The organism is Aeromicrobium sp. Leaf245, from assembly GCF_942548115.1.
Classification (GTDB): domain Bacteria; phylum Actinomycetota; class Actinomycetes; order Propionibacteriales; family Nocardioidaceae; genus Aeromicrobium.
Genome location: NZ_OW824151.1, coordinates 474,085 through 497,099, shown reverse-complemented (window position 1 = coordinate 497,099; position 23,015 = coordinate 474,085). Strand labels below are relative to the sequence as shown.

The 23,015-nt window shown below is 72.3% G+C and carries 27 protein-coding genes and 2 tRNA genes; 9 read left to right on the top strand and 20 right to left on the bottom strand.

Translation table 11 applies throughout. The features are described 5' to 3' along the window. The first annotated feature begins 136 nt into the window (after positions 1–136). From NBW76_RS02490 to NBW76_RS02470, 5 genes are all read left to right on the top strand, one after another. The gene (locus tag NBW76_RS02490; RefSeq protein WP_055962519.1) at positions 137–1,003 is read left to right on the top strand and encodes an oxygenase MpaB family protein; all 867 of its coding nucleotides are present in this window, start codon (positions 137–139) and stop codon (positions 1,001–1,003) included. A gap of 145 nt (positions 1,004–1,148) precedes the next feature. Further along, complete coding sequence (locus NBW76_RS02485) at positions 1,149–2,840, top strand: FAD-binding dehydrogenase (protein ID WP_056556819.1); 1,692 nt, start codon at positions 1,149–1,151, stop codon at positions 2,838–2,840. 102 nt (positions 2,841–2,942) lie between these two features. Next, positions 2,943–3,389, top strand: coding sequence for a hypothetical protein (locus NBW76_RS02480; protein WP_055962513.1), 447 nt, complete (start codon positions 2,943–2,945; stop codon positions 3,387–3,389). Continuing rightward, positions 3,386–3,778: a phage holin family protein gene (locus NBW76_RS02475; RefSeq protein ID WP_056556824.1), complete on the top strand. Its 393-nt coding sequence runs from the start codon at positions 3,386–3,388 to the stop codon at positions 3,776–3,778. Before NBW76_RS02480 ends, NBW76_RS02475 begins: the two co-directional genes overlap by 4 nt. Continuing rightward, positions 3,775–3,978 (top strand): DUF3618 domain-containing protein, encoded by a 204-nt coding sequence (locus tag NBW76_RS02470; RefSeq protein WP_056556826.1) that lies wholly within the window; start codon positions 3,775–3,777, stop codon positions 3,976–3,978. The genes NBW76_RS02475 and NBW76_RS02470 overlap by 4 nt, the downstream gene beginning before the upstream one ends. Positions 3,979–3,988: 10 nt before the next feature. Here the strand turns inward: NBW76_RS02470 and NBW76_RS02465 are convergent, their stop codons facing one another. Continuing rightward, positions 3,989–4,480: an FBP domain-containing protein gene (locus NBW76_RS02465; protein ID WP_200932696.1), complete on the bottom strand. Its 492-nt coding sequence runs from the start codon at positions 4,478–4,480 to the stop codon at positions 3,989–3,991. A gap of 64 nt (positions 4,481–4,544) precedes the next feature. On the opposite strand from NBW76_RS02465, the gene NBW76_RS02460 reads away from it, so the two are divergent. Next, positions 4,545–5,114 (top strand): TetR/AcrR family transcriptional regulator, encoded by a 570-nt coding sequence (locus tag NBW76_RS02460; RefSeq protein ID WP_056556831.1) that lies wholly within the window; start codon positions 4,545–4,547, stop codon positions 5,112–5,114. Between the two features lie 13 nt (positions 5,115–5,127). Here the strand turns inward: NBW76_RS02460 and NBW76_RS02455 are convergent, their stop codons facing one another. Together NBW76_RS02455 and NBW76_RS02450 are read right to left on the bottom strand one after the other, a co-directional pair. Then, positions 5,128–5,760 carry an MBL fold metallo-hydrolase gene (locus NBW76_RS02455; RefSeq protein WP_056556834.1) on the bottom strand — a complete coding sequence of 211 codons (633 nt, stop codon included), beginning with the start codon at positions 5,758–5,760 and terminating at the stop codon, positions 5,128–5,130. After that, the gene (locus NBW76_RS02450) at positions 5,760–6,848 is read right to left on the bottom strand and encodes an S-(hydroxymethyl)mycothiol dehydrogenase (RefSeq protein ID WP_055962495.1); all 1,089 of its coding nucleotides are present in this window, start codon (positions 6,846–6,848) and stop codon (positions 5,760–5,762) included. The genes NBW76_RS02455 and NBW76_RS02450 overlap by 1 nt, the downstream gene beginning before the upstream one ends. Positions 6,849–7,145: 297 nt before the next feature. On the opposite strand from NBW76_RS02450, the gene NBW76_RS02445 reads away from it, so the two are divergent. Beyond that, positions 7,146–7,610 carry a PGPGW domain-containing protein gene (locus NBW76_RS02445; protein WP_055962492.1) on the top strand — a complete coding sequence of 155 codons (465 nt, stop codon included), beginning with the start codon at positions 7,146–7,148 and terminating at the stop codon, positions 7,608–7,610. A 13-nt stretch (positions 7,611–7,623) separates the two neighbouring features. Here the strand turns inward: NBW76_RS02445 and NBW76_RS02440 are convergent, their stop codons facing one another. Both NBW76_RS02440 and NBW76_RS02435 read right to left on the bottom strand, forming a co-directional pair. Beyond that, on the bottom strand, positions 7,624–7,950 hold the full coding sequence (locus tag NBW76_RS02440) for a GNAT family N-acetyltransferase (protein WP_056556837.1): 327 nt from the start codon (positions 7,948–7,950) through the stop codon (positions 7,624–7,626). 24 nt (positions 7,951–7,974) lie between these two features. Then, positions 7,975–8,964, bottom strand: a complete 990-nt coding sequence (locus NBW76_RS02435) for a pirin family protein (protein ID WP_056557260.1) — start codon at positions 8,962–8,964, stop codon at positions 7,975–7,977. A gap of 81 nt (positions 8,965–9,045) precedes the next feature. On the opposite strand from NBW76_RS02435, the gene NBW76_RS02430 reads away from it, so the two are divergent. Further along, positions 9,046–9,858 (top strand): DUF3152 domain-containing protein, encoded by an 813-nt coding sequence (locus NBW76_RS02430; protein WP_056557263.1) that lies wholly within the window; start codon positions 9,046–9,048, stop codon positions 9,856–9,858. Positions 9,859–9,882: 24 nt separating this feature from the next. Here NBW76_RS02430 and NBW76_RS02425 read toward each other — a convergent pair whose 3' ends face one another. The 3 genes from NBW76_RS02425 to NBW76_RS02415 all read right to left on the bottom strand — a co-directional run bounded on the left by NBW76_RS02425 (position 9,883) and on the right by NBW76_RS02415 (position 11,573). After that, positions 9,883–10,170 (bottom strand): hypothetical protein, encoded by a 288-nt coding sequence (locus tag NBW76_RS02425; protein WP_056556845.1) that lies wholly within the window; start codon positions 10,168–10,170, stop codon positions 9,883–9,885. Between the two features lie 72 nt (positions 10,171–10,242). Further along, entirely contained in the window at positions 10,243–11,154 is a 912-nt protein-coding gene (locus tag NBW76_RS02420; RefSeq protein WP_056556848.1) for a cation diffusion facilitator family transporter, read from the bottom strand. Then, a complete protein-coding gene (locus NBW76_RS02415) occupies positions 11,154–11,573 on the bottom strand; it encodes a metalloregulator ArsR/SmtB family transcription factor (RefSeq protein WP_235493073.1) in 420 nt (139 codons plus the stop codon). The genes NBW76_RS02420 and NBW76_RS02415 overlap by 1 nt, the downstream gene beginning before the upstream one ends. Positions 11,574–11,716: 143 nt before the next feature. Here NBW76_RS02415 and NBW76_RS02410 point away from each other — a divergent pair, with 143 nt between their 5' ends. After that, positions 11,717–12,277 carry a copper resistance protein CopC gene (locus NBW76_RS02410; RefSeq protein ID WP_056556850.1) on the top strand — a complete coding sequence of 187 codons (561 nt, stop codon included), beginning with the start codon at positions 11,717–11,719 and terminating at the stop codon, positions 12,275–12,277. A 9-nt stretch (positions 12,278–12,286) separates the two neighbouring features. On the opposite strand, the gene NBW76_RS02405 is transcribed toward NBW76_RS02410, so the two are convergent. From NBW76_RS02405 to gyrA, 12 genes are all read right to left on the bottom strand, one after another. Continuing rightward, positions 12,287–12,652, bottom strand: coding sequence for a DUF1330 domain-containing protein (locus tag NBW76_RS02405; protein ID WP_056556852.1), 366 nt, complete (start codon positions 12,650–12,652; stop codon positions 12,287–12,289). A gap of 57 nt (positions 12,653–12,709) precedes the next feature. Further along, positions 12,710–13,513, bottom strand: coding sequence for a phosphatidate cytidylyltransferase (locus NBW76_RS02400; RefSeq protein ID WP_200931187.1), 804 nt, complete (start codon positions 13,511–13,513; stop codon positions 12,710–12,712). Then, entirely contained in the window at positions 13,513–15,240 is a 1,728-nt protein-coding gene (locus tag NBW76_RS02395) for a histidinol-phosphate aminotransferase family protein (protein WP_056556854.1), read from the bottom strand. The genes NBW76_RS02400 and NBW76_RS02395 overlap by 1 nt, the downstream gene beginning before the upstream one ends. A gap of 51 nt (positions 15,241–15,291) precedes the next feature. Continuing rightward, the gene (locus NBW76_RS02390) at positions 15,292–15,894 is read right to left on the bottom strand and encodes a response regulator transcription factor (RefSeq protein WP_056556857.1); all 603 of its coding nucleotides are present in this window, start codon (positions 15,892–15,894) and stop codon (positions 15,292–15,294) included. Further along, positions 15,894–17,021, bottom strand: coding sequence for a sensor histidine kinase (locus tag NBW76_RS02385; protein ID WP_164468784.1), 1,128 nt, complete (start codon positions 17,019–17,021; stop codon positions 15,894–15,896). The genes NBW76_RS02390 and NBW76_RS02385 overlap by 1 nt, the downstream gene beginning before the upstream one ends. A gap of 17 nt (positions 17,022–17,038) precedes the next feature. Continuing rightward, entirely contained in the window at positions 17,039–17,821 is a 783-nt protein-coding gene (locus NBW76_RS02380; protein ID WP_056556860.1) for an ABC transporter permease, read from the bottom strand. Further along, complete coding sequence (locus tag NBW76_RS02375; RefSeq protein ID WP_056556862.1) at positions 17,818–18,801, bottom strand: ABC transporter ATP-binding protein; 984 nt, start codon at positions 18,799–18,801, stop codon at positions 17,818–17,820. Before NBW76_RS02375 ends, NBW76_RS02380 begins: the two co-directional genes overlap by 4 nt. Before the next feature lie 118 nt (positions 18,802–18,919). Next, positions 18,920–18,992, bottom strand: a tRNA-Ala gene (locus NBW76_RS02370). An 8-nt stretch (positions 18,993–19,000) separates the two neighbouring features. Beyond that, positions 19,001–19,120, bottom strand: a complete 120-nt coding sequence (locus NBW76_RS02365) for a DLW-39 family protein (RefSeq protein ID WP_235493074.1) — start codon at positions 19,118–19,120, stop codon at positions 19,001–19,003. A 22-nt stretch (positions 19,121–19,142) separates the two neighbouring features. Further along, positions 19,143–19,220 (bottom strand) — tRNA-Ile (locus NBW76_RS02360). A gap of 141 nt (positions 19,221–19,361) precedes the next feature. Further along, positions 19,362–20,378, bottom strand: coding sequence for a DUF3566 domain-containing protein (locus tag NBW76_RS02355; protein ID WP_235493075.1), 1,017 nt, complete (start codon positions 20,376–20,378; stop codon positions 19,362–19,364). Further along, on the bottom strand, positions 20,375–22,990 hold the full coding sequence (gene gyrA / locus NBW76_RS02350) for a DNA gyrase subunit A (protein WP_056556865.1): 2,616 nt from the start codon (positions 22,988–22,990) through the stop codon (positions 20,375–20,377). The genes NBW76_RS02355 and gyrA overlap by 4 nt, the downstream gene beginning before the upstream one ends. Positions 22,991–23,015 lie beyond the last annotated feature (25 nt).

Below are 23,015 nucleotides of genomic sequence, written 5' to 3'. Positions count from 1 at the left end.
TGGGAATCTCCGACCACGCACGGCTTCCTCACGTCTGCTCGGATTGCTTTCCGTGTCTTCGTGAGGAAGCCGCGCGCGAGTGGTCCGCCGTTCCGGTCGGCGGGTGCAACGCCGCACCCCGGGTGACACTGGAGCGATGAAGCCGCTGACCTCTGCACGCTCGACCCTCGGAGCGACGATCTTCGCGCGAGTCGCGGGCGACGAGGGGCCGGCCCGACGCGAGCGGATCATGTTCGCGCCCGGACCGCGCCGATTCGCTCCCGACTCCGCGATCGCGACGGTCCACGGCGACGCGTCGATGTTCGTGGGTGGCATCCGTGCGCTGCTGCTGCAGTCGCTGCACCCGCTCGCGATGGCAGCGGTCGACCAGCACTCCGGCTTCCGCGGCGACCCTTGGGGCCGGCTCCAGCGCACGAGCGGCTTCCTCGCGGTCACGACCTTCGGCACCGACGCCGACGCAGCGCGGGCCATCCGCGCGGTGCGCGCCGTGCACGACACGATCGAGGGCGTCGCACCCGACGGCCGGCCGTACCGGGCCTCGGACCCGCACCTGCTGCGCTGGGTGCACGTGGCCGAGGTCGACAGCTTCCTGCGCGCCCACGACCGGTACGGACACCAGCCGCTGGACGCCGAGGGGCGCGACGCCTACGTCCGCGAGGCCGCCGTGGTGGCACGCGAGCTCGGGGCGAGCGACGTCCCGGAGTCGGTCGCCGAGCTGGAGGCCGCCCTCGAGGCGTTCCGGCCGGAGCTCGAGAGCACCGAGGCGGCCCGACGAACCGTGCGGTACCTGCTCGTCCACCCGCCCGTGCCGCTGGCCATCCGCGTCCCGTACGGCGTGCTCGCCGCGGCCGGCGTCGGGCTGATGCCGCGCTGGTCGCGCTGGCCGCTTCGCCTGCCCTGGCTCCCGGTGGCCGAGGCGAGTGCCGTCCGGCTGGGCGGCGAGGTGGTGACCCGGTCCATCCGCTGGGCCATGACGCCGCCCGAGCACCCGGTCGAGGCCTGACCCCGGTCTGCTGCACGGCTTTCCCACGTCTGCACGGAAAGCAACCCGTGCAGACGTGGGGAAACCGGGCGGACCGGGAGATTCCCAGGTCGACCTGGGAATCGCCGGGACGTGCGGTGATCGGGGGGCCTGGCAGGATCGGAGGGTGGACCAGAAGAGCTTCGAACCTGACGTGATCGTGGTGGGTGCCGGACTGGCGGGGCTGGTGGCGACGCACGAGCTGGTGCTGGCCGGCCGCAGCGTGCTGGTCGTCGAGCAGGAGAACCGGTCGAACCTCGGCGGGCAGGCCTTCTGGTCGCTCGGCGGGCTGTTCCTCGTCGACTCCCCGGAGCAGCGGCGCATGGGCATCAAGGACTCGCCCGAGCTCGCCCTGCAGGACTGGTTCGGCTCCGCAGCGTTCGAGAGCCCGGCCGACGACGCGACCGGGCACGACGCCTGGGGCCGACGCTGGGCGGAGGCGTACGTGCACTTCGCGGCCACCGAGAAGCGCCAGTACCTGCGCGACCTCGGCCTCAAGGTCCTGCCGATCGTGGGCTGGGCCGAGCGCGGCAGCGGCAGCGCGAGCGGGCACGGGAACTCCGTCCCGCGGTTCCACCTCACGTGGGGCACCGGTCCCGAGGTCGTGCGCGTGTTCGCCGAGCCCGTGCTGGCAGCCGAGCGCGCCGGGCGGGTGCGGTTCGCCTTCCGCCGCCAGGTCGACGACCTGGTCGTCGAGGGCGGATCGGTGGTCGGCGTGCGCGGCACCGAGCTGGAGCCGGACGAGTCCGACCGTGGCGTCGCGTCGTCGCGCACCCCGGTCGGCACGTTCGAGGAGCGCGCCGCCGCCGTGGTGGTCACGTCCGGCGGCATCGGCCACAACCGCGACCTGATGCGGGAGTCCTGGCCCACCCACCGCCTCGGGCCCGCGCCGGAGCACATGATCCTCGGCGTGCCCGCCCACGTGGACGGCCGCATGCTCGCCATCACCGAGTCCGCCGGCGGACGCGTGGTCAACCGCGACCGCATGTGGGCCTACACCGAGGGCGTGCACAACTGGGACCCGATCTGGCCCGACCACGCCATCCGCATCATCCCCGGCCCGTCGTCGCTCTGGTTCGACGCGACCGGGCACCGTCTCCCGGCGCCGAACTTCCCGGGGTTCGACACGATGGGCACGATGAAGGAGATCCTGGCGACGGGCCACGACTACTCCTGGCTCGTGCTCACCCAGTCGATCATCGAGAAGGAGTTCGCGCTGTCGGGCTCGGAGCAGAACCCCGACATCACCGGCAAGGACCTGAAGTTCCTCGCCCAGACGCGGCTCGCGAAGGGCGCACCGGAGCCGGTCGAGAAGTTCAAGCAGCACGGCGAGGACTTCGTCGTCGCGCACACGCTGGCCGAGCTGGTCGAGGGGATGAACGCGAGGAGCCGCGGCGGGGCCACGATCGACCTCGCCACGCTGGAGCAGCAGGTGGTGGAGCGGGACCGTGAGATCGACAACGCGTTCAGCAAGGACTTGCAGCTCATGGCCGTGCACAACGCGCGGCGCTCGCGCACCGACAAGATCGTGCGCGTGGCCAAGCCGCACAAGATCCTCGACCCCGAGCACGGTCCGCTGATCGCCGTCCGGCTGAACATCCTGTCGCGCAAGACGCTGGGCGGGCTGCAGACCGACCTCGAGTCCCGCGTGCTCGACGACAGCGGCATGCCCGTGCCCGGCCTCTACGCGGCCGGCGAGGTCGCGGGCTTCGGCGGTGGCGGGGTCCACGGACACAACGCCCTGGAGGGCACCTTCCTCGGCGGGTGCATCTTCTCCGGCCGTGCGGCGGGGCGATCGCTCGGACGACGTCTGTCCTGAGGCCCCCTCGACGAGCTCGGGGAGCGGCGTGGGGTGGTCCGACTGGCTGGCCACGGCGGAGTGGAGCAAGATGGACGGACCACCACCGAAGGAGGGTCCGACGTGAACAAGCTGCTCATCGCGGCTGCTGGCGTCGCCGGCTACGTGCTCGGCACGAAGGCCGGCCGCGAGCGCTACGACCAGATCCGTACCCAGTCCCAGAAGGTCTGGAACTCTCCCACCGTCCAGAGCGGCGTGGACCATGCCGCCGACGCCGCCAAGAGCGCCGCCGGTGCTGCCGGCAGCGCTGCCGCCGACGCCGCGTCCAGCGCCGCGAGCGCGGCCGGCTCCAAGGTCGTCGACGCGGTCAAGAGCCACCGGTCCGACGACGCGTCCTCCGACGGCGTCTCGGCCGACCCGGCCGACCCCTCGTTCGCGATCGACGAGGTCGCCGACCCCCAGCTCGACGCCGACCTGGCCGAGGCCGACACCGAGGTCCCGAGCTCGCCCTCGGTGACCACGCCGCCCACGGCGGCCGACCTCGCCGAAGACCGCCTGGGTCGCCCGTGACCGCGGCGCCGCAGGACGAGTCCACCGGCCGCCTGATCGCGCAGGCCACCGAGGACATCTCGACCCTCATCCGCGCCGAGATGGCCTTGGCCAAGGACGACCTCGCGCAGGCCGGCAAGCGGGTCGGCGTGGGTGCCGGCCTGTTCGGCGCCGCCGGCGTGATCGCGCTCTACGGCCTCGGCGTGCTGCTCAGCGCCGCCGTGCTGGGTCTGGCCAACGTGACCGACCCGTGGCTCGCCGCGCTCATCGTGGCGGTCGCCCTATTCGTGGTGGCCGGCGCGGCCGCCCTGCTGGGCAAGAGCAACGTCTCGAAGGTCGCGCAGGCTCCTGCCGCGCGCGTCGAGAGCGTGCAGGCCGACGTCGCCGCAGCGAAGGGGAACCCGTCATGAGCGAGCGCGACCAGCTGGAGGCCGAGATCGCGGCCACCCGAGAGCACCTGGCCGAGACGGTCGACGCCCTGGGCGACAAGCTCGACGTGAAGTCGCGCGCGCAGGACGCCGTGGCCGAGGCCGACAAGGGCCGTGTCGCGGTGCTGGCCGGGGCCGCCGTGGCCGCGGTGGTCGGCATCGTGCTGCTGCGTCGCGGCTGAGCCACCTCGCTCAGGTCGCACGCACCCGCTCGACGAACTCGAGCACCCGCGAGCGCAGGTCGTCCACCCGCAGGTCGGGCGCGCCCGTGACCGACTTCTCGTGCGGCTTGAGCGGTCGGCGTACGCGCTTCCAGCAGGCGAGGTCGCCGCACACGTACTGCCCGACCGTGTCACCGGCCCGGCCCCGTGCGCCCGCCCGTCGGGCGACCAGCAGCCGCGCCGTGGACGTGCCGTCGTCGGTGCGGCACCAGTCGCACAAGGTCGTCCGCGCCGGCCCGGCGGACGTGCCGACCCGCAGCTCGATGCCCACGGGCTCGTCACTGATGTCCTCACCCAGCACCACGTAGGCGCGCTGCGGGGCCTTGGCGTCGACCCAGCCGAGGTAGTCGCGCTCCTCGAGGCGGTCGGGCGGCCACGGCGCGGGCAGCGTCATGGAGGCGACCTTGCTGCGCGAGCTGTTCACGAAGCAGGCGCGGACCTGGTCGACGGAGAGCGGTTGCATGGTGCGTCCCTTCATTGCTTCCTAACACCCTTAGGTATACACCTAGCGGTGATAGGTTGGTCGCGTGCCCCGTGCCGGACTCACTCGCTCGCTCGTCCTCGATGCCGCCGCCGACCTCGCCGACCAGGTCGGCTTCGAGGGGGTGACGCCGTCCGCCGTCGCGCGCGCCGTGGGCATCCGCACGCCGAGCCTGTACGCGCACGTCGACGGCGCCGGGGCCCTGCGCGACGGCATCACGGTGAGGGCGCTCGACGAGATGGCCGACGCGGCGTCGAGGAACGTCGCCGGCCGCTCCAGGGGGTCGGCGCTGCGCGCCCTGGCCGACGCCTACCGCGACTACGCGCGCGTCCACCCCGGCCGGTACGCAGCGACCCGACGCCGGCTGGCCCCCGGCCACGACGGCGTCGAGGCGGGGCGACGCCACACCGAGCTGCTCGCCTCGGTGCTGCGGGGCTACGGCCTGCCGGAGGAGGACCACGTGCACGCCGTGCGGCTGATCGGCAGCACCGTCCACGGGTTCATCGCCCTCGAGGCCGCCGGGTCCTTCGACCACAGCGACCCCGAGACCGACGTCAGCTGGGACCGAGTGGTCGACGTTCTGCATGGCGCACTCGACGCCTGGCCCGCCGTCTGAGCCCGCGACAGGCTCAGTGGCCTCGGTCGATCCAGTCCTGCAGCTGGGGCGCCTCGTCACCGATCCGCGTGTCGTCGCCGTGGCCGGTGTGCACGACGGTGTCGTCGGGCAGCGTCAGCAGGTGTTCACGGATGGACGCGACGATCGTGTCGAAGCTGGAGTAGCTGCGTCCCGTGGCACCGGGCCCGCCGTTGAACAACGTGTCACCGCTGAACAGGACGCCGAGGTCCTCGCTGTAGAGGCAGGTGCTGCCGGGGGAGTGGCCCGGGGTGGCGACGGCCCGCAGCGTGCTGCCGGCCACCTCGAACGTCGTGCCGTCGGTGAGGTCGTGGTCCGGTCGCACGTCGGTGCCGTGCTCGGCCTCCCACAGCATCGTGTCGGCCGACGGGAACCAGATGGGGGCGCCGGTGAGCTCGCGCAGCTGCACCGAGGCGTTCAGGTGGTCGTTGTGACCGTGCGTGAGCACGATGGCCCGCACCGTGCGACCGTCGACCGCCGCGGCGATGGCCTCGGCGTCGTGCGGTGCGTCGACGACGACCACCTCGCTGTCGTCACCGACGATCCACACGTTGTTGTCGACGTCCCAGCTGCCGCCGTCGAGCGCGAACTGCCCCGACGTGACGACCTTCGTGACCCGTGCCGACATCAGATCATCACCACCGAACGCAGGACGTCGCCGCCGTGCATCTTGTCGAACGCGGCCTCGACGTCGTCGATGCCGATGCGCTCGGTGACGAAGGCGTCGAGGTCGAGCCGGCCCTGGCGGTACAGGTCGACGAGCATCGGGAAGTCGCGGCTCGGCAGGCAGTCGCCGTACCAGCTGGACTTGAGCGAGCCGCCACGGCCGAACACGTCGATGAGCGGCAGCTCGGGGACCTTCATGTCCGGCGTGGGCACGCCGACCAGGACCACGGTGCCGGCGAGGTCACGGGCGTAGAAGGCCTGCTCCCAGGTCTCGGGGCGGCCGACCGCCTCGATCACGACGTCGGCGCCGAACGTGTCGGTGAGCTCCTGCACCTTGGTGACCACGTCGTCCTTGGACGCGTCGATCGTGTGCGTGGCACCGAGGGCCGTGGCCTGCTCGAGCTTGCGCGGGTCGAGGTCCACGGCGATGATCTTGGCCGCTCCGGCCAGACGTGCTCCGGCGACCGCGGCGATGCCCACGCCGCCGCAGCCGATGACGGCCACGGAGTCACCGCGACCCACGTTGCCGGTGTTGATCGCCGCGCCGATGCCGGCCATCACGCCGCAGCCGAGCAGCCCGACGGCGGCCGGGTCGGCCTCGGGATCGACCTTGGTGCACTGGCCGGCAGCCACGAGGGTCTTCTCGGCGAAGGCGCCGATCCCGAGCGCCGGAGAGAGCTCGGTGCCGTCCTCCAGCGTCATCTTCTGCTCGGCGTTGAAGGTGGAGAAGCAGTACTGCGGGCGGCCCCGCTTGCAGGCCCGGCAGTCACCGCACACGGCACGCCAGTTGAGCACCACGAAGTCGCCCGGGGCCACCTCGGTGACACCCTCGCCGACGGACTCCACGACACCCGCGGCCTCGTGGCCGAGCAGGAACGGGAACTCGTCGTTGATTCCGCCCTCGCGGTAGTGCAGGTCGGTGTGGCAGACCCCGCAGGCCTGGACGGCCACGACCGCCTCACCGGGCCCCGGGTCGGGCACGACGATGTTCTCGACGGTGACGGGTGCGCCCTTGCTGCGGGCGACGACGGCCTTGACGGTCTGCGGCATCGGGTTCCTCCTGGGGGTGGCGTGGCTCACCGCCGACGCTAGCGGAGGCGTGGGCGGCTCGCTCGGTCCCGCTGGGCGGGAGTCGAGGTCTGCCGTGCGGGACGGCCCGAACGGGCCTACCGTTCAGGCACCCACGCGACCGGCGCGTGCGGTCGAAGGAGCGTCCCATGCGCATCGTCCTGCTCATCCTCGTGGTCGTCGCCGTCATCTACCTCGTCCGGATGCTGATGGCCAAGCGCTGAGCCACCTGTTCAGATCCACCCGCTACGCTCCGGCCAGCGACGACGGAAGGACCACATGGGCGTCATCGACCACGGCAAGACCCTCGCGCTCGAGGTGCTCGGCTGGATCATGGTCCTGCTCGGCCTCGCCGCGATCTTCCTCCCCGGGCCCGGCCTGCTGCTGCTGTTCGGCGGCCTGGCCCTGCTGTCGCAGCGCTACGAGTGGGCGCGCCGACGCGTCGAGCCCGTCAAGGACGCGGCCCTGCGCACCGCTGCGCAGGGCGTGCAGACCTGGCCACGGGTCGCGCTGTCGTTGCTCGGCGTCGTGTGGCTCGCGGGGCTCGGCGTCGTGTGGGGGCTGCGTCCGCCGGCCCCCGACTGGTGGCCGCTGCGCGAGTCCTGGTGGCTGCTCGGCGGCTGGGGCACCGGCGCCACGCTCATCTTCTCCGCCGCCATCGCGCTCGCCACGATCGTCTACAGCTTCCGCCGCTTCCGCGGCCGCCCGATGGCCGACGTCGAGCGCGAGATCGCCGAGACCTAAGCCGGACCGAGCCTCAGGCGGGCCAGTCGACGAGGTCGTCGAACCGGCCCTCGTGCTTGCGCAGCCACCCCGCGACGTAGGGGCAGTGCGGCACGATGCGCAGGCCCGCGGCGCGCACGTCGTCGAGGGCGAACTGCACCAGCACCGACGCGAGCCCACGCCCGCCGTAGGCGTCGTCGACCTCGGTGTGCACGAAGTCCCGATGGGTGATGGTTCCGTGCGGCTCCAGCTCGCGGTAGTCGGTGTGGCCGATCACGTCCTCGCCGTCGACGAGCTCGTAGCGGTGCCGCTCCGGGGCGTGGCGGACGACGATGCCGTCGTGCTCGACAGGGAGGCTCATGGATGCTCGCTCTCGCTCGGTGGGTCAGCTGCGGGGTCGGATGCGGGCGTTGGGCAGCTCGGGGGCGGGGAGGGCACGCTCGGGGTCGCCCTCGGGCAGGCCGTACGGACCGTCGGACGAGGCGCCGGCCGCCTTGCCGTCGATCTCGTCCATCCACGCGGCGCGGTACTCCACGACGTCGTCGTGGCTGCGGCCGACGAAGTTCCACCACATGACGATCTGCTCGCCGAACGGCGGCCCGCCGATGAGCAGCACCCGGCTGTCCTCGCTCGCGCGCAGCGTGATGCGGTCACGGCCGGGGGCGAGGTAGCCCAGCTCGTCCTTCGCGATCGGGTCGGCGTCGGCGAGGACGGCGCCGGTGTCGACGAGCACGCCGTGCTCGAACGTCGGGTCGACGTCGAGCTGCAGCACCGTGCCGGCGTCGAGGCGCAGCTCGGCGCCCAGCAGCGGGGTGTGGGTGGAGATCGGGGACGTGGAGCCCAGCAGGCTGCCGAGGAACACCTGCGCGCGCCAGGAACCTCCGTCGGAGCTGCCCTCGAGGGTCGGTGGGGCGTAGTGCTCGAAGGTCTTGTCGACGAAGCGCGCCTCCTGCGGCAGCGCCACCCAGAGCTGGGCACCGTGCAGCACCGTCGTGTCGTGCGTGGAGCGCTCGGAGTGGCTGATGCCGCGGCCCGACGTCATGAGGTTGAGCTCCCCGGGTCGCACGTCGGCGTGGAACCCGGCGCTGTCGCGGTGCTCGATGGTCCCCGAGAACAGCCAGCTGACGGTCTGCAGCCCGGTGTGCGGGTGGGGCGGCACGTCCATGCCGCCGGACTCGGACACGTCGTCCGGTCCGTAGTGGTCGAGGAAGCACCAGGCGCCGATGAGGGAGCGCTGACGCTGGGGCAGCGTGCGGCGCACGGTCATCGCGCGCGGCCCGCCGAGCGGCACGTCGCGCGGGGTGAGGACCTGCAGCTCGGCGGCGGAGTCCTCGCCGCACACCAGCTCGTCGGGCGATGTCTCGGTGTTGCTCATGGGCTGCTCCACCCCTTCGTCGTGACGGTGCGGTGTCGCGTCACCGGTCGTCGCCAGAGTAGCTCCGCGTAGTCTGTGCAGGTGACAGAGCGCGAGCCCGACCCCTCGCGCCGCGCGAGCTCCACCGCCGTGGGTCGCCACCGCGCGGCGAGGCAGCGTGCCATGCGTCGACGTCGCCGCCGTGCGGCAGCGCTCGGCGGATCGGTGCTCGTCACGCTCGTCGTGGTGGTGCTGGCCGCCGTCCGTCCGTCGTCGGACGAGCCCGCCGCCTCGGCCGCCACGAACGTGTCGTGGGCCGACGACGCCGTCATGCCGACGCTGACACCGGCGCCGAAGCCCACCCCCACGAGGACCACACCCGCTCCGGAGCCGACCGACTTCCCGCAGAGCGGCGAGGGCACGTTCGCCACGGCCGCGGTCGCCGACGTGGCGGGGGCCGGCTCCGGTCGTAACCGACGCTACTCGGTGGAGGTCGAGGCAGGCCTGCCCCAGGACCCCGACCGCTTCGCCCGCCAGGTCGCACAGGTGCTCGGCGACGAGCGCGGCTGGCGCTCCGACGGCTGGTCGTTCGAGCAGGTCGAGGGCGGGGGCGACTTCCAGGTGATGCTGGCGAGCCCCGACACCGTCGACCGGCTGTGCGCCCCGCTGCTGACCCGGGGCGAGGTGTCGTGCCGCAGCGGCTCGCGGGTCGTGCTCAACGTCAAGCGCTGGGCGCTGGGCGTCCAGTACTACGGCGACGACCTCAGCGGCTACCGCACCTACCTCGTGAACCACGAGGTCGGGCACGCCCTCGGCAAGTACCACGTCGGCTGCCCGGCACCCGGGGCGAAGGCGCCCGTCATGCTGCAGCAGACCAAGGGCCTGCAGGGCTGCGTGAAGAACCCCTGGCCGTAGTCGCCGACCGCCGGTCCCCGTGCGTCAGGTCCCGTGCTCGCCTAGCGTCGTGCGCATGCGCCGAATCGTGATCAGGCGGAGCATCGCGCTCGACGGCTCATCGCCCCCAGCGCTGCAGGACGACCACTCCGGAAATGATCCACGGCCATGAATCTCAAGATCCTCATCAGCGCGCTCGTAGCGATCGTCGTCGTCGCGACGCTCGACCACGTCATGGGTGTCGACGACCGAGTTCTTCAGGTCGTCGCCTTCATGGGCATCGCCTTCGTCGGTGGGACGCTCGGCGATCGGGTACGACGACGCCGGCGTCATGAAGACCCGAACGGACCCGGGAACCTTACGTGAAGACCGCCGGCAACGCCTGAGGACGAGTGACAGTCGGCGTCACCAGTCGACGCTGTGGCACTCCGGTGCGCGGGCGCCCTCGACCTGCAGGGTCGCGTGCTCGACGTCGTGGCGGTCGCGCAGCGCCGCCCTGGCGTCGGCGAGGATCACGTCGACGTCGGCGCTGCCGTCGGCGACGAGGTGGGCGGTGGCCACGTTCATGCCGGAGGTGAGAACCCAGACGTGCAGGTCGTGCACGTCGCCGACGCCCTCGATCGCCCGCAGGTCGGCGACCACCTCGTCCACGTCGAGGCCCTCGGGGGCGTGCTGGCCGAGCACGGCGAGGACCTGTCGTCCGAGCATCACCCCCCGCACGGCCACGAAGGCCCCGATGGCCAGGGCGACGCCGGCGTCCCACCCGGTCTGCCCCGTGGTGGCCACGAGGACACCGGCGACGACCACGCCGACGGACCCGGCGGTGTCGGCGACGACCTCGAGGTAGGCGCCGCGCATCACGAGCGACTCACCGGCGCCCGCGCGAAGCATCACGAGGGCGACGACGTTCACCACCAGCCCGAGCGTGCCGACGACGATCATCGGCCGGGTCTGGACCTCGACCGTGGAGCCGACCCGGGCCAGCGCCTCGACCACGACGTAGACGGACACCCCGAGCATGACGAGCACGGCGAAACCCGACGCGAACACCTCCGCGCGGTAGGAGCCGAACGTCCGTCGTCCGGTGGTGTCGGGCCGGGTGGCCACCTTGGTGGCGGCGAGCGCGGCACCGAGCGTGACGACGTCGGCGGCCATGTGACCGGCGTCGGACAGCAGGGCGAGGGATGACGCGAGGATGCCGTAGACGAGCTCGACGACGAAGAACGCGGCGATGATGACGAACACCACGGTCAGCCGCCCGCGGTGCCGACCGCTGGCGGGTCCCCCGGCGTGACCGTGCGCATGGCCGTGACCCATCAGGCCGCTCCGGTCGGCTCGGTCGCGTCGGGGCCGGTGGTGCGGTCGAGCAGCAGGCTGCTCGCGCGCAGCAGCGCCTCGGTGGCCTCCGGGTGGGCCAGTCGGTAGTAGGACGAGCGGCCCTCGTGGCGCACGTCGAGCAGGCCGCAGTCGCGCAGGCACGCCAGGTGGGCCGAGACCGTGGACTGGGCGAGCCCCAGGTGGGCGGTCAGCTCGACCACGCGGTGCTCACCGAGCCGGAGGTGCTCGAGGATCCGCAGCCGGCCGGGGTCGGCGAACCCGTGGAGCAGCCGGGCGACGAGGTCGGTGCCGTCGGTCCCGCCGTCGAGGTCGGCGTGCCGGTGCTGCTCGTGGGTCCGCGCGCCCGCTCCGGTCCGCCGGGTGACGTGGCCGTCGGACGGGTGATGCTTCATCGCCATACGACGATGATAGCGCCGTCCGGCGCTGATGCGCCACCCTCGACCCACCTGCCACGAGCCGTACTGCGTCCCGTCGCTCAGGCGAGCGCTACTACAGTGCGTCGTAGCCGACCTGTTCCCGCCGCCGCTCCTGGAGGTAGCCCGTGCGCTCGTTCGTCCTCGGTCTCGTCGCGACCCTTGCGTTGCTCGCCGTGCCGACGCCGGCCCTCGCGCACGCGTCCGTCGAGTCGTCCGACCCCGCCGAGGGCGCCATCCTCAGCGCGCTGCCGCAGACCGTCTCGGTGACGTTGAACGAGGAGATCGGCAGTGGCGCGGTGCTGCGCGTGCTCGACTCCTCGGGCACCCGGCTCGACGACGACGAGGTGACGGTGGCCGGACGTCGGGTCCTCGTGGGCGTGCGCACCGCCGACGCCGAGCCCGGCGCCTACCGGCTCGTCTACCGCGTCGTCTCGGCCGACGGCCACGCCGTGAGCGGCCAGGTCGGATTCACGGTGAGTGCCGGCGCGAGCGCCTCGGAGCCGTCGGCGTCGGCCGGCACCTCCGGCAGCTCCCAGGACGACGTGACCATCACCGAGGTCGAGGACGAGCCCACGCAGAAGTGGGCGCCGCTGTGGGTCCTGGGCTTCCTCGTGATCTCGTCGGCCCTGATCGTCTACATCGTCAAGGCCGGCCTCACGTCGGCCGACGGCGAGGACGAGGCCTGAGCCGGTCCGTCAGCCCCACGCCGAGGTCGGCTGCAGCACGGCCTCGCTGAGCGCCTCGGTCCGCAGGTGGGTGACCTGCTGGTACTCCGGGTCCGCGACCATGCGGGCGAAGGCCGCGCGCGAGGGGTAGCGGACCAGGAGGACGGCGTCCCAGGCCTGACCGTCCTCGGCGACGAGTGCGGCGTGGCCCCGGCCGGCGTACACGACCTCGCCGCCCACCCGCGGCAGGAACGTCGAGACGACGGCCCGGGAGTACTCGGCGTACAGCTCGCGTCCGCCCGGGGCGAAGCGCAGCAGGTTGAGCATCACGACCGGTCCCTCGTCGTCGGCCGCGAGGAAGGCCTTGAGGTCGGAGCCGGTGGGGTCGACGGCCATGGGTGGTCCTCTCGTCGGGGTCGGTCCAGTGTGCCCAAGGGTCAGCCCAGCACCAGGTCAGCCCAGCACCAGGACGACGGCCAGGGCCATCAGCAGCGAGTCGATGCGGTCGAGCAGCCCGCCGGCGCCGGCCATCATCGTGCCGGAGTCCTTCACCTTCGCGCCGCGCTTGACCATCGACTCGAACAGGTCACCCACCGGCCCGCCCACGGCGGCCGCGGCCGCGGTCGGCCAGGTGAGGGCACCCAGCGCGGCCAGGGCTGCCACCGCCGCGAGCGACCCTGCGAGGGTCCCGCTCCACCGCTTCCCCGGGGAGAGGGGAGAGAGGTGTGGACCCTTCAGCAGAGGGCCGGCGAAGTAGGCGACGACGTCGGCCACCGACACCGCCACGAACAGGGCGAGCGCCGTGGTGCCGAGCGAGCCGAGCCCGGCCAGGGGGACCAGCCACGCCAGACCGAGCAACCCGGCCAGGACCCTGCGCAGCCCGTGCTCGGCATCGCCGGTCAGGACGGGCACGGCGACGACGGCGAGGGCGCCACCACCCGCCACCTGGACGACGTGCTCGGGCGCGAGCCACGCGGTCAGCACGACGGCGACGAGCGCGGCCGCGAGCACCAGCCGGTCGGGCCGCGGGACGTCGAGCATGGCGCCCAGCTCCAGCGCGGCCACCACCACGACCACCACGGCGAGCAGCGCCAGGCCGGGCTCGCCCCACCAGAAGAGCGCCAGCACGATCGGCACCGCCACCGCCCACAGGCACCACCGGCGCAGCAGGTCCCGCCGACCCGACACCGCGATCGCGACCCCGGCCACCGCGATGAGGCCCCCGATCCACGGGGCGACCTCGACGACGTCGACCATCAGGAGGCGCCCGCCCGCACCGACGGACGCAGCACCTCCATGGCCCGCAGGCAGGCCGCGACGATCCGCGCGTTCTCGGCCTCCTCGCGCACGGCGATGCGCACGGTGCGCCCCTCGTACGACGGGGAGAGCGGAGACAGGTCACGCACGTACACGTCGTCCTGGCGACACTGCTCGACGAAGCGGGTGGCGCTGGGACCGTCGGCCGGCAGGCGCAGGCACACGAAGTTGGCCACCGACGACTCGACCTGCACCTCGTCGAGGACGGCCAGGTCGGCCACCAGCGCCTCGCGCAGGTCATGGGTGCGCTGCCACAGCGGCGGGTAGTGGTCGACGTCGCGCAGGGCAGCCACCGCAGCGAGCTGGGCGGGAAGACCCAGCTGCCAGGGCGGTGTGAGCCGGCGCATCGTCGCAGCGACGGTGGGCTCGGCGACGAGGTACGCCGCGCGGACGCCCGACAGCGCGTACATCTTCGACATCGACGTGCACACCACCAGTCGCGGGTCGGTGGCCGCGAACGGGGCCAGCGACTCGTGCAGGCCCACGTAGCCGACGTAGGCCTCGTCGACCCACCAGCGGGTGCCAGCAGGGGACGCCTCGACGGCGGCCCGCAGCTCGGCGGCCGGGGCGTGCCGGCCGGTCGGGTTGTTCGGGTTCACCACGACGACGAGGTCGTACGCCCCGTCGCCCACCGCTTCGGCGAGCCGCTCGGTGTCCAGACGCCACCCCTCGGCATGGCGCAGCCGGAACCGGTCGACCTGGCAGCCGATCACCCGCTCCGTCACGTGGGCGTACTCGCCGTAGCCGGGGTCGACCAGGAGCACCCGGCTCTCGCGCGTCAGCCAGTGGCCGAACGCGCGGAAGACCAGGTCCGACGAGCCCGCCCCGACGGCGAGCGAGTCGACCGGGAGGTCGCGTGCCTCGGCGATCGCGTCCAGCAGCCCGCCGGCGTCGGTGGGCGGCGAGCTACGGGTCATCCAGGCGACGTCCTCGGTGAGCGCGGCCTGGGCGTGGGGCGACGGCGGGAACCACGCGTCGAGGACGTCGGCCACCACCACCTCCCGACGTCGCTCCAGCGTGCGGAAGTCGGTGCCGATGGCGCCGAACGAGGCACCACCGTGCTCGCACCCGTCGGCTCGCGGCGCGAGCGGCGTGTCCACCTGCCAGTCGACCTCGTCCCTCCACTGCTGCACCAGCGACGCGAACGGACCGAGTGCGAGCGCCGTGAGGTCGGCCACGGACGCGGTCATCACCTCGAAGCGCACCGTCCCGCTCGTGATGACGCGCCCGGTCGGCACCAGACCCACCCCGCGGTACAGGTCGAGCAGGTCGTCGCGACCCATCGCGACGATGGTGCGCCCGGCCCGCCCGGCGATCCACCGCATCGCGGCGTACATGAGCAACGTGGCCACGCCGGCCGAGCGACGCGCGGGCTCGACGGTGAGGATGCGGACCTCGAACACGTCGGGCTCGTCGAGCAGGGGCAGCTCCTCCCGGCCCAGGTACTTGTCGAGACCGAAGCTGCCCGCCCAGGGCGGCGTCAGGCTGACGAACCCGACGGGACCGTCGGCGTCGGCGGCCACCAGGTAGACGTTGCGGCCGTCGAGCGCGTCGACGAGCAAGCCGTCGGCGTTGACCGGGTGCTGGCCCAGCTCCTCGGCGTAGACCCGGTGACGGAGCTCGTGGATCCACGTCCGGTCCTCGGGCGTGGCGTTGCGGACCTGCACGACTGACCCCCTGCTCGTCGGATCAGGACACGGTAGCGCGGGTGAGGGCCGTCAGAGCCAACCCTGCCGCTCCGCCTCGCGCACCGCCTCGGCGCGGTTGGCGGCCCCGGTCTTGCCGATCGCCGCGGACAGGTGGTTGCGCACCGTGCCCTGCGAGAGGTGCAGGCGCGAGGCGATCGCCGCCACACTGGCGCCGTCGCTCGCCTCTCTCAGCACCTCCGTCTCGCGCTCGGTGAGGGGTGAGTCCCCGCTGACCAGGCTGTTGGCGGCCAGCGTCGGGTCCACGACCCGCAGCCCGGCGTGCACACGGCGCACGGCGTCGGCCAGCTGCGTCGCGGGGACGTCCTTCACGACGAACCCGGACGCGCCGGCCTGCAGCGCCCGGCGCAGGTAGCCCGGCCGTCCGAAGGTCGTGACCACCAGCACCCGCGTCGCGGTCTCGGCGACGACGCCGCGGGTGGCCTCGATGCCGTCGAGTCCCGGCATCTCGATGTCGAGGAGAGCGACGTCGGGGGCGTGATCGCGGACGGCGGCCAGCACGTCGGCACCCGAGCCGACCTGCGCGACGACCTCCAGGTCCTTCTCGAGGTCGAGCAGCGCCGCGAGGGCTCCGCGCACGAGGGCCTGGTCGTCGGCCAGCAGGATCCTGATCATCACTCGCCTCCCGAGACCACACGCAGGCTGAGCCCGGGCTCGAGGTCGCGCAGCACCACGGCGGCCCCGGCCTCTGCGGCGCGCTCGCGCAGGCCGGCGAGCCCGTGGCCGTCGCCGGGAGACGCGGACCGGAGTCCCTGGCCGTCGTCGCGCACCTCGACCGAGGTGGCGTCCACCGTGACCACGCACGCGCGGGCGTCGGCGTGACGCACCACGTTGGTGACCCCTTCGCGCACGGTCCAGGCGAAGAGGTCGCGCAGGTCGCCCGGCACCTCGTCGACCGTGCCGGGCAGGTCTGCCTCGACACCGGCGGCCCGGAGCGCCTCGCGGGCGCGGGAGATCTCGCCGGGCAGCGTGATCTCGCGGTACCCCTCCACGGCGCGGCGCACGTCCGCCAGGGCGTCGCGGCCGAGCCGTTCCAGGTCGGCCACCTCGGCCCGGGCCCGGTCGCGATCGTCCGCGTCGCCGGACTCGAGCAGACGTCGGGCCAGCTCGGCCTTCACGGTGATCACGGTGAGCGAGTGGCCGAGGATGTCGTGCAGGTCGCGGGCGAAGCGGCTGCGCTCGTTCTCCACCGCCAGCTCGGCGTTCTCCTGCTGCGCGACGAGCAGGTCGGCGTTGCGGGCGAGCAGGGCCCGCAGGCCGAAGATGGCCACCGAGCCGGCCAGGGTGCCGAACGCGACGCCGGCCTGGCTGCCCCAGTCCTCGACGGCACCCAGGCCGAGGGACCCGACGACGCAGACCAGGACGACGCCGAGGGCGATCCGTCCGGGGAAGAGCACGACGGAGGAGATGGCGACGTAGACCACGCAGGTGAGGCCGACCTCGCCGAGCAGCGCGATGTCGAGACCGGCGAGCACGACCAGCCCCGCGAACAGGACGAGGGCCGACCGTCCGACGCCCTCCGACGAACCGCGGGTCAGCCAGCGCTCACGCCGCACCCGCACCCACGTGAGCATGTACAACGCGGCGAAGGCGACGGTGACGACCAGCCCGAGCACGCCTGCCAGCTCGTCGCGTCGGTCCCACGCGGCGAGCAGCGGGTCGCCCAGGAAGAACAACCACACCAGCGCGAACCACGGACCCAGGCGTCCTGGGGAGGACTGCCGGGTCTCGGTGGTGCTCACGTCGGGCAGCGTACGACTCACACGCGTCCCGTGTCCTTGCTCATGCGCCACGCCGCGCCGGCGACGAAGACGCTGACCCAGACGAGGGCGTTGACGACGGCGTACCAGGGCAGCTCACCGGTCAGCGGGGCACGGCTGATCTCGGCCACCCCGAACATCGGGGTCAGGGACGCCACGTGCCACATGACGGACCCCTCGGAGATCGGGATGAAGACGTTGCCGAGGAAGGCCAGCACGGCCAGGCCGGGGCCGAGGACCTGCATCGCGTTCTCGCCCGGGACCACGTAGCCGACGAACAGACCCAGCGCGGCGAACACCGACGAGCACAGCAGGGCGAGGACCGCGCAGGCCACCCATCGGACGACCGGCATGTCGGCGTTGCCCTGGGCGATGCCGGCCACGTTGACCGCGCCGACCGCGAGCGCACCCAGCGCGAGCGCGCAGAGCGCCTTCGTGGCGATGTAGGCCATGGGGTGCAGCGGAGTCAGGCGCAGCTGGCGCGACCAGCCCACCGCGCGCTCGAGGGCGACCGACGAGCCGGCCACGGCCGTCGTGATGGCCGCGCCGTACAGCGCCATCGAGACCATGACGTACGCCGAGACGTTGCCGTGGCCCACGCTCTCGTTCATGTCGCTGCCGTTGCCGAAGGCGAAGAGCAGGGCCGGCGGGAACAGCAGCGTGAAGAAGAGGGTGCGCTTGTTGCGCAGCATCCTGCGCAGCTCGAGGCCGAACAACGTGCGGTTGAAGCCGCCGAGGCGCGGGACGCGACGCTGGTCGAGGGTGGCGGGGACGGTGCTCATGCGAGGCTCCTGTCGGACGAGGTGGCGAGGGGCTCGCCCGTGGGATCGGCGGTGAGGGCGACGAACGCGTCCTCCAGGCCGCGCGCGACGATCTCGAGGTCGTGCGCGTCGGTGCGGGTGAGCAGGTGTCGCGCCACGGCGTCGGTGTCGGTCCCGTGGACCATGAGCGTCTCGCCGCGTACGTCGACGCCCTCGACACCGGCGAGCGCGGTGATCTGCGCGACCGCGGCGTCGTCGAGACCGGAGCAGGTGGCGCGCACGGTGCGGCCGGCTGCCCGTGCCTTGACCTGTGCGGCGGTGCCGTCGGCGACGATCCGGCCGCGGCTCACGAGCACGATCCGGTCGGCGTAGGCGTCGGCCTCCTCGAGGTAGTGCGTGGCGAACATGACGGTCCGGCCCTGGCGGGCGTCGTCACGGATCGCGCTCCAGAAGGCGCGGCGGCCCTCCACGTCCATGCCGGTGGTCGGCTCGTCGAGCAGCAGCAGCTCGGGGTCGCTCAGGAGCGCCAGCGCGAACCGCAGGCGCTGCTGCTCGCCGCCGGAGCAGAGGCCGACCGTGCGATCGGCGAGATCGGCGATCCCAGCTCGCTCGAGCACGTCGTCGACCGGACGGGTGTGGGTGAAGAGACTCTTCACGTACCGGACGGTCTCGACGACGGTGAGGTCCTTCAGCAGCCCACCGCTCTGCATGACGGCGGCCACCAGCCCGTTGGCGACGGCGTCGCGCGGGTCCCGGCCCAGGACCTGGACCGAGCCGGACGTGGGCCTGCTGAGGCCGAGGATCATGTCGATCGTGGTGGTCTTGCCGGCCCCGTTCGGGCCGAGGAAGGCGACGACCTCGCCGGGCCGGACGGTCAGGTCGATGCCGCGGACGGCCTCGACGTCGCCGAACGAGCGGCGCACCTGCTCGAGGTGGACCGCGTCGGGCCGGGCGTCGTGCCCGGGCGTCCCCTGCTGGGAGACGGTGCTGGTCTGGTTCATGCTCCGAGCATCGTCCGGCGCCGACCGCCGTGCCCCGTCCGCACGTCACGACCTGACCGTGACGGATGTCAGGGGTGGTGGGGCGGTCCACCTCCGCAGCGATGCATGGCGACCAGGGTGGAGCTGAGGGGACTCGAACCCCTAACCCCCTGCTTGCAAAGCAGGTGCGCTACCAATTGCGCCACAGCCCCTCACGGGATCAGACCGGGTCGGTCGCCTGCTCCCAGGTGGTGCGCGTGGTCGCGGCTCCGTCGTCACGACGGGACCGGACCCACAGCACCCCGAGCGCCGCGAGGACGAGGGCGAGAAGCTTCTTCATCGTGTCCTCCTCGTGCGTCCGGTGGTGGGCCCAGCTGGACTTGAACCAGCGACCTCTTCCTTATCAGGGAAGCGCTCTAACCGAGCTGAGCTATGGGCCCGCAACAGCGATGAACTCTACCCCACCGCCCTCGTGCCGGACCAATCGGGTCAGCGGCACCGTCGTTCCCCACCATCGGTGGATCGTCAACCGCAGACGCGTGGCTGCGGTTGACGATCCACCGATGGGGGCGACAGGCAGATCAGCTGTCGGTGAAGGTGACCTCGATGCCGCCGAGGAGCTGGGCGGCGAGGTTGTACAGGTGGGCGGCGACCGTGGCGATCGCCGTCATGAGCACCACGTTGATGGCGCTGAACACCAGTGTCAGGCCCACGAGTCGGCCGAGGCCCAGGTAGTCGGTGAGGTCGAAGCTGCCCTCGCTGTCGGACAGCACGTTGGTGACCGTGCCGTTCAGCTGGTCCCAGATGCCCGTGAGGTCGAGCACGACCCAGAAGATCGTGACCGCGACGACCGAGACGATCATCAGCGCGACCGACACGACGAAGGCCAGACGGGTGACCGACCACGGCTCGACGTGCGTGAGCCGAAGACGGGCCTGGCGACCCGACGTGGACGCGGCGGAGGCGGCCGGAGCAGGGTTGGTCGCTGCGGGAGCATCGTCCTTGACCGCCGGGATGACGGCGGTGGAGTCCGGGCTCTGGCGCGTGGTGCGGGCGTAGTCGCCCGCCGTCGGCGTCGATGAACGGGACGAGCTGGACGACGTCGTGGTGGACGAGCCCGAAGCAGGAGACTTCGCCGGCGTGGACTCCGGGGTCCTCGGCGACTGCGAGGTCTTCTTGGCCTCGGCGGCCTTCTTGGCCTCGGCGCGCTTCGTGGCCGCCGACGCAGCACTCGATCGCGGTGCGCCGGGTGCGGCCTTGTCGCGCGGCGCGGCCTTGTCGGTGGGCTTCTCGGTCGACTTCGCCGCGGGCGTCCTCGGTGCAGGCTTCGCGGCGCTGCTCTCCGACGAGCTCGAGGACGACGGCCGACCGCTCGCGGCCGGACGTGCCGGGCCCGCCGGTCGGCGGGACGTGCCGTTGGACTCGTTCCTGGTCGACTCCTCCGGGGACTGGCGCGCCTCTCTCAGCGCGTCGGCCACCGTCTTCTGCGAGCGGACGGGCTTGCCGTCGCGACCGAGTCGGGGGATCTGCTGGGTGCGCGCGGCGTCGCCGGCGCCCGGGCGCGGAGCCCGGTCCTCAGGCTTCTGCGGATCGCTCACTCGTCCTGCCCCTCGTCGGTCGTGTCGGGCCCAGCGGCGTCGGCCTCGGGCGTCACGGATTCCACCGTACCGGGAGCAGCCGCCTCGGCATCTGCGTCGGGCTCCGCCGCGCCGCTCAGATCGGTGTTGCGGGCGATCGTGACCACCTGGTCGGAGCCCTTGAACTTCACGAACGTCACGCCCATCGTGCCGCGACCCTTGGCCGGGACCCCGGCCACCTGGCTGCGCGTGACCTGGCCGCTGGCCGTCACCGAGATGACGTCGTCGGTGTCCTTGAGCACGAGGCCGCCGACCAGCTCACCACGGTTCTCGGTGATCTGCATGGCCTTGATGCCCAGACCACCGCGGCCCTGCAGGCGGTACTCGTCGATCGACGTCTTCTTGGCGTAGCCACCGTCGGTGACGGTGAAGACGTAGAGCCGGTCCTCCTCGGGCACGTCCTCGACGGCGACGTCGGCGTGCTCGTGACGGATGACCGTCATCGACAGCAGAGCGTCGTCGCCGCGGAACTTCATGCCCGTGACGCCCGACGTGGCGCGACCCATGGGGCGCAGCTGGTCGTCGTCGGCCCGGAAGCGGATGGCCTGGGCCTTCTTGCTGATCAGCAGCAGGTCGTCGTCGGGGCCGGCCACGTCGGCACCGATGAGCGCGTCGTCGTCGTCGCGGAAGTTGATCGCGATGACGCCGGCCTGGCGCGGGCTGTTGTAGTCGGCCAGGCGGGTCTTCTTGACCAGGCCCTTGCGCGTCGCGAGCACCAGGTACGGCGCCTGCTCGTAGTCGCGGATCGCCAGCACCTGCGCGATCTCCTCGTCGGGCTGGAAGCTCAGCAGACCGGCCACGTGCCCGCCCTTGGCGTCACGTCCGGCCTCGGGCAGCTGGTAGGCCTTGGTGCGGTACACGCGGCCCGCCGTGGTGAAGAACAGGATCCAGTGGTGCGCCGTGGTCGGGAACAGGTGCTCGACGAAGTCGCCGTCGCGCAGCTGGGCCCCGCGCACGCCCTTGCCGCCGCGACCCTGCACCCGGTACAGGTCGGTGCGGGTGCGCTTGGCGTAGCCGCCGCGCGTGATCGTGACGACGACGTCCTCGTCGGGGATGAGGTCCTCCATCGAGAGGTCGCCGTCTGCGGCCACGATGGGCGACCGGCGGTCGTCGCCGTACTTGTCGGCGATCTCGGCCAGCTCCTCGGACACGATGGTCCGCTGGCGCTCCGGCTTGGCGAGGATGTCCTTGTAGTCGGCGATCTCGCGCTCGAGCGCGGCGAGGTCGTCGATGATCTTCTGCCGCTCGAGGGCCGCCAGGCGCCGCAGCTGCATCTCGAGGATGGCGCGGGCCTGCAGCTCGTCGATGTCGAGCAGCCCGATCAGGCCGTCGCGGGCCTCCTCGACGGTGGGGCTGCGACGGATGAGCGCGATGACGTCGTCGAGTGCGTCGAGCGCCTTGACCAGGCCGCGCAGGATGTGGGCGCGCGCCTCGGCGTCGTCGAGCAGGTACTGGGTGCGTCGCTGGATGACCTCGATCTGGTGGCTGATCCAGTGCGTGATGAAGCCGTCGAGGGTGAGCGTGCGGGGCACGTCGTCGACGATCGCCAGCATGTTGGCGCTGAAGTTCGACTGCAGCTCGGTGTGCTTGTAGAGGTTGTTGAGCACCACGCGGGCGACCGCGTCGCGGCGGAGCTTGACCACCAGGCGACGGCCGACGCGCGAGGACGACTCGTCGTTGACGTCGGCGATGCCCTGCACCCGGCCCGTGAGGGCGAGGTCGGCGATCTTCTCGGCGAGGTTGTCGGGGTTGACCTGGTACGGCAGCTCCTTGATGACCAGGCTCAGGCCGCCCTTGACGTCCTCCTCGATGTCGACGATTCCGCGCATCGTGATCGATCCGCGACCCGTGCGGTACATCGTGTCGATGCCCTGGGTGCCGACGATGAGGCCGTGGGTGGGGAAGTCCGGACCCTTGATCCGCTCCATGAGCGCCTCGAGGAGCTCCTCGCGACCGGCCTCGGGGTGGGCCAGCGCCCACTGGGCGCCGTCGGCGACCTCGCGCAGGTTGTGCGGCGGGATGTTGGTGGCCATGCCGACGGCGATGCCGGCCGAGCCGTTGACGAGCAGGTTCGGGAACCGGGCCGGCAGGACCGTGGGCTCCTGGGAGCGGCCGTCGTAGTTGGGCCGGAAGTCGACGGTGTTCTTGTCGATGTCGCGCACCATCTCCATGGCGATGGGCGCGAGCTTGCACTCGGTGTACCGCATGGCCGCGGCGCCGTCGTTGCCTGGCGAGCCGAAGTTGCCCTGGCCCGAGATCATCGGCGCACGCATGACCCAGTGCTGCGCGAGGCGCACGAGGGTGTCGTAGATCGCCGTGTCGCCGTGCGGGTGGTACTGACCCATCACGTCACCGACGATGCGCGAGCACTTGGAGAACCCGCGGTCCGGGCGGTAGCCGCCGTCGTACATCGCGTAGAGCACGCGACGGTGCACGGGCTTGAGGCCGTCGCGCACGTCGGGCAGCGCGCGCGACACGATCACGCTCATGGCGTAGTCGATGTAGGAGCGCTGCATCTCGACCTGCAGCTCGACGGGCTCGGTGCGGTCGTGCTCGGGAGGGGTCTGCGTCATCGGTCGGTGCTCATTTCGGAGAGGT

Coding starts and splice junctions, on each gene's coding strand:
- NBW76_RS02365 (WP_235493074.1), bottom strand. CDS start 19,120: ATGAAGAAGCTTCTCGCCCTCGTCCTCGCGGCGCTCGGGGTGCTGTGG.
- NBW76_RS02490 (WP_055962519.1), top strand. CDS start 137: ATGAAGCCGCTGACCTCTGCACGCTCGACCCTCGGAGCGACGATCTTC.
- NBW76_RS02375 (WP_056556862.1), bottom strand. CDS start 18,801: ATGAACCAGACCAGCACCGTCTCCCAGCAGGGGACGCCCGGGCACGAC.
- gyrA (WP_056556865.1), bottom strand. CDS start 22,990: ATGACGCAGACCCCTCCCGAGCACGACCGCACCGAGCCCGTCGAGCTG.
- NBW76_RS02400 (WP_200931187.1), bottom strand. CDS start 13,513: ATGGTCGACGTCGTCGAGGTCGCCCCGTGGATCGGGGGCCTCATCGCG.
- NBW76_RS02455 (WP_056556834.1), bottom strand. CDS start 5,760: ATGTCGGCACGGGTCACGAAGGTCGTCACGTCGGGGCAGTTCGCGCTC.
- NBW76_RS02450 (WP_055962495.1), bottom strand. CDS start 6,848: ATGCCGCAGACCGTCAAGGCCGTCGTCGCCCGCAGCAAGGGCGCACCC.
- NBW76_RS02405 (WP_056556852.1), bottom strand. CDS start 12,652: ATGGCCGTCGACCCCACCGGCTCCGACCTCAAGGCCTTCCTCGCGGCC.
- NBW76_RS02380 (WP_056556860.1), bottom strand. CDS start 17,821: ATGAGCACCGTCCCCGCCACCCTCGACCAGCGTCGCGTCCCGCGCCTC.
- NBW76_RS02465 (WP_200932696.1), bottom strand. CDS start 4,480: ATGCAACCGCTCTCCGTCGACCAGGTCCGCGCCTGCTTCGTGAACAGC.
- NBW76_RS02420 (WP_056556848.1), bottom strand. CDS start 11,154: ATGGGTCACGGCCATGCGCACGGTCACGCCGGGGGACCCGCCAGCGGT.
- NBW76_RS02390 (WP_056556857.1), bottom strand. CDS start 15,894: ATGATCAGGATCCTGCTGGCCGACGACCAGGCCCTCGTGCGCGGAGCC.
- NBW76_RS02445 (WP_055962492.1), top strand. CDS start 7,146: ATGGGCGTCATCGACCACGGCAAGACCCTCGCGCTCGAGGTGCTCGGC.
- NBW76_RS02425 (WP_056556845.1), bottom strand. CDS start 10,170: ATGACGCCGGCGTCGTCGTACCCGATCGCCGAGCGTCCCACCGACGAA.
- NBW76_RS02440 (WP_056556837.1), bottom strand. CDS start 7,950: ATGAGCCTCCCTGTCGAGCACGACGGCATCGTCGTCCGCCACGCCCCG.
- NBW76_RS02435 (WP_056557260.1), bottom strand. CDS start 8,964: ATGAGCAACACCGAGACATCGCCCGACGAGCTGGTGTGCGGCGAGGAC.
- NBW76_RS02470 (WP_056556826.1), top strand. CDS start 3,775: ATGAGCGAGCGCGACCAGCTGGAGGCCGAGATCGCGGCCACCCGAGAG.
- NBW76_RS02415 (WP_235493073.1), bottom strand. CDS start 11,573: ATGGCGATGAAGCATCACCCGTCCGACGGCCACGTCACCCGGCGGACC.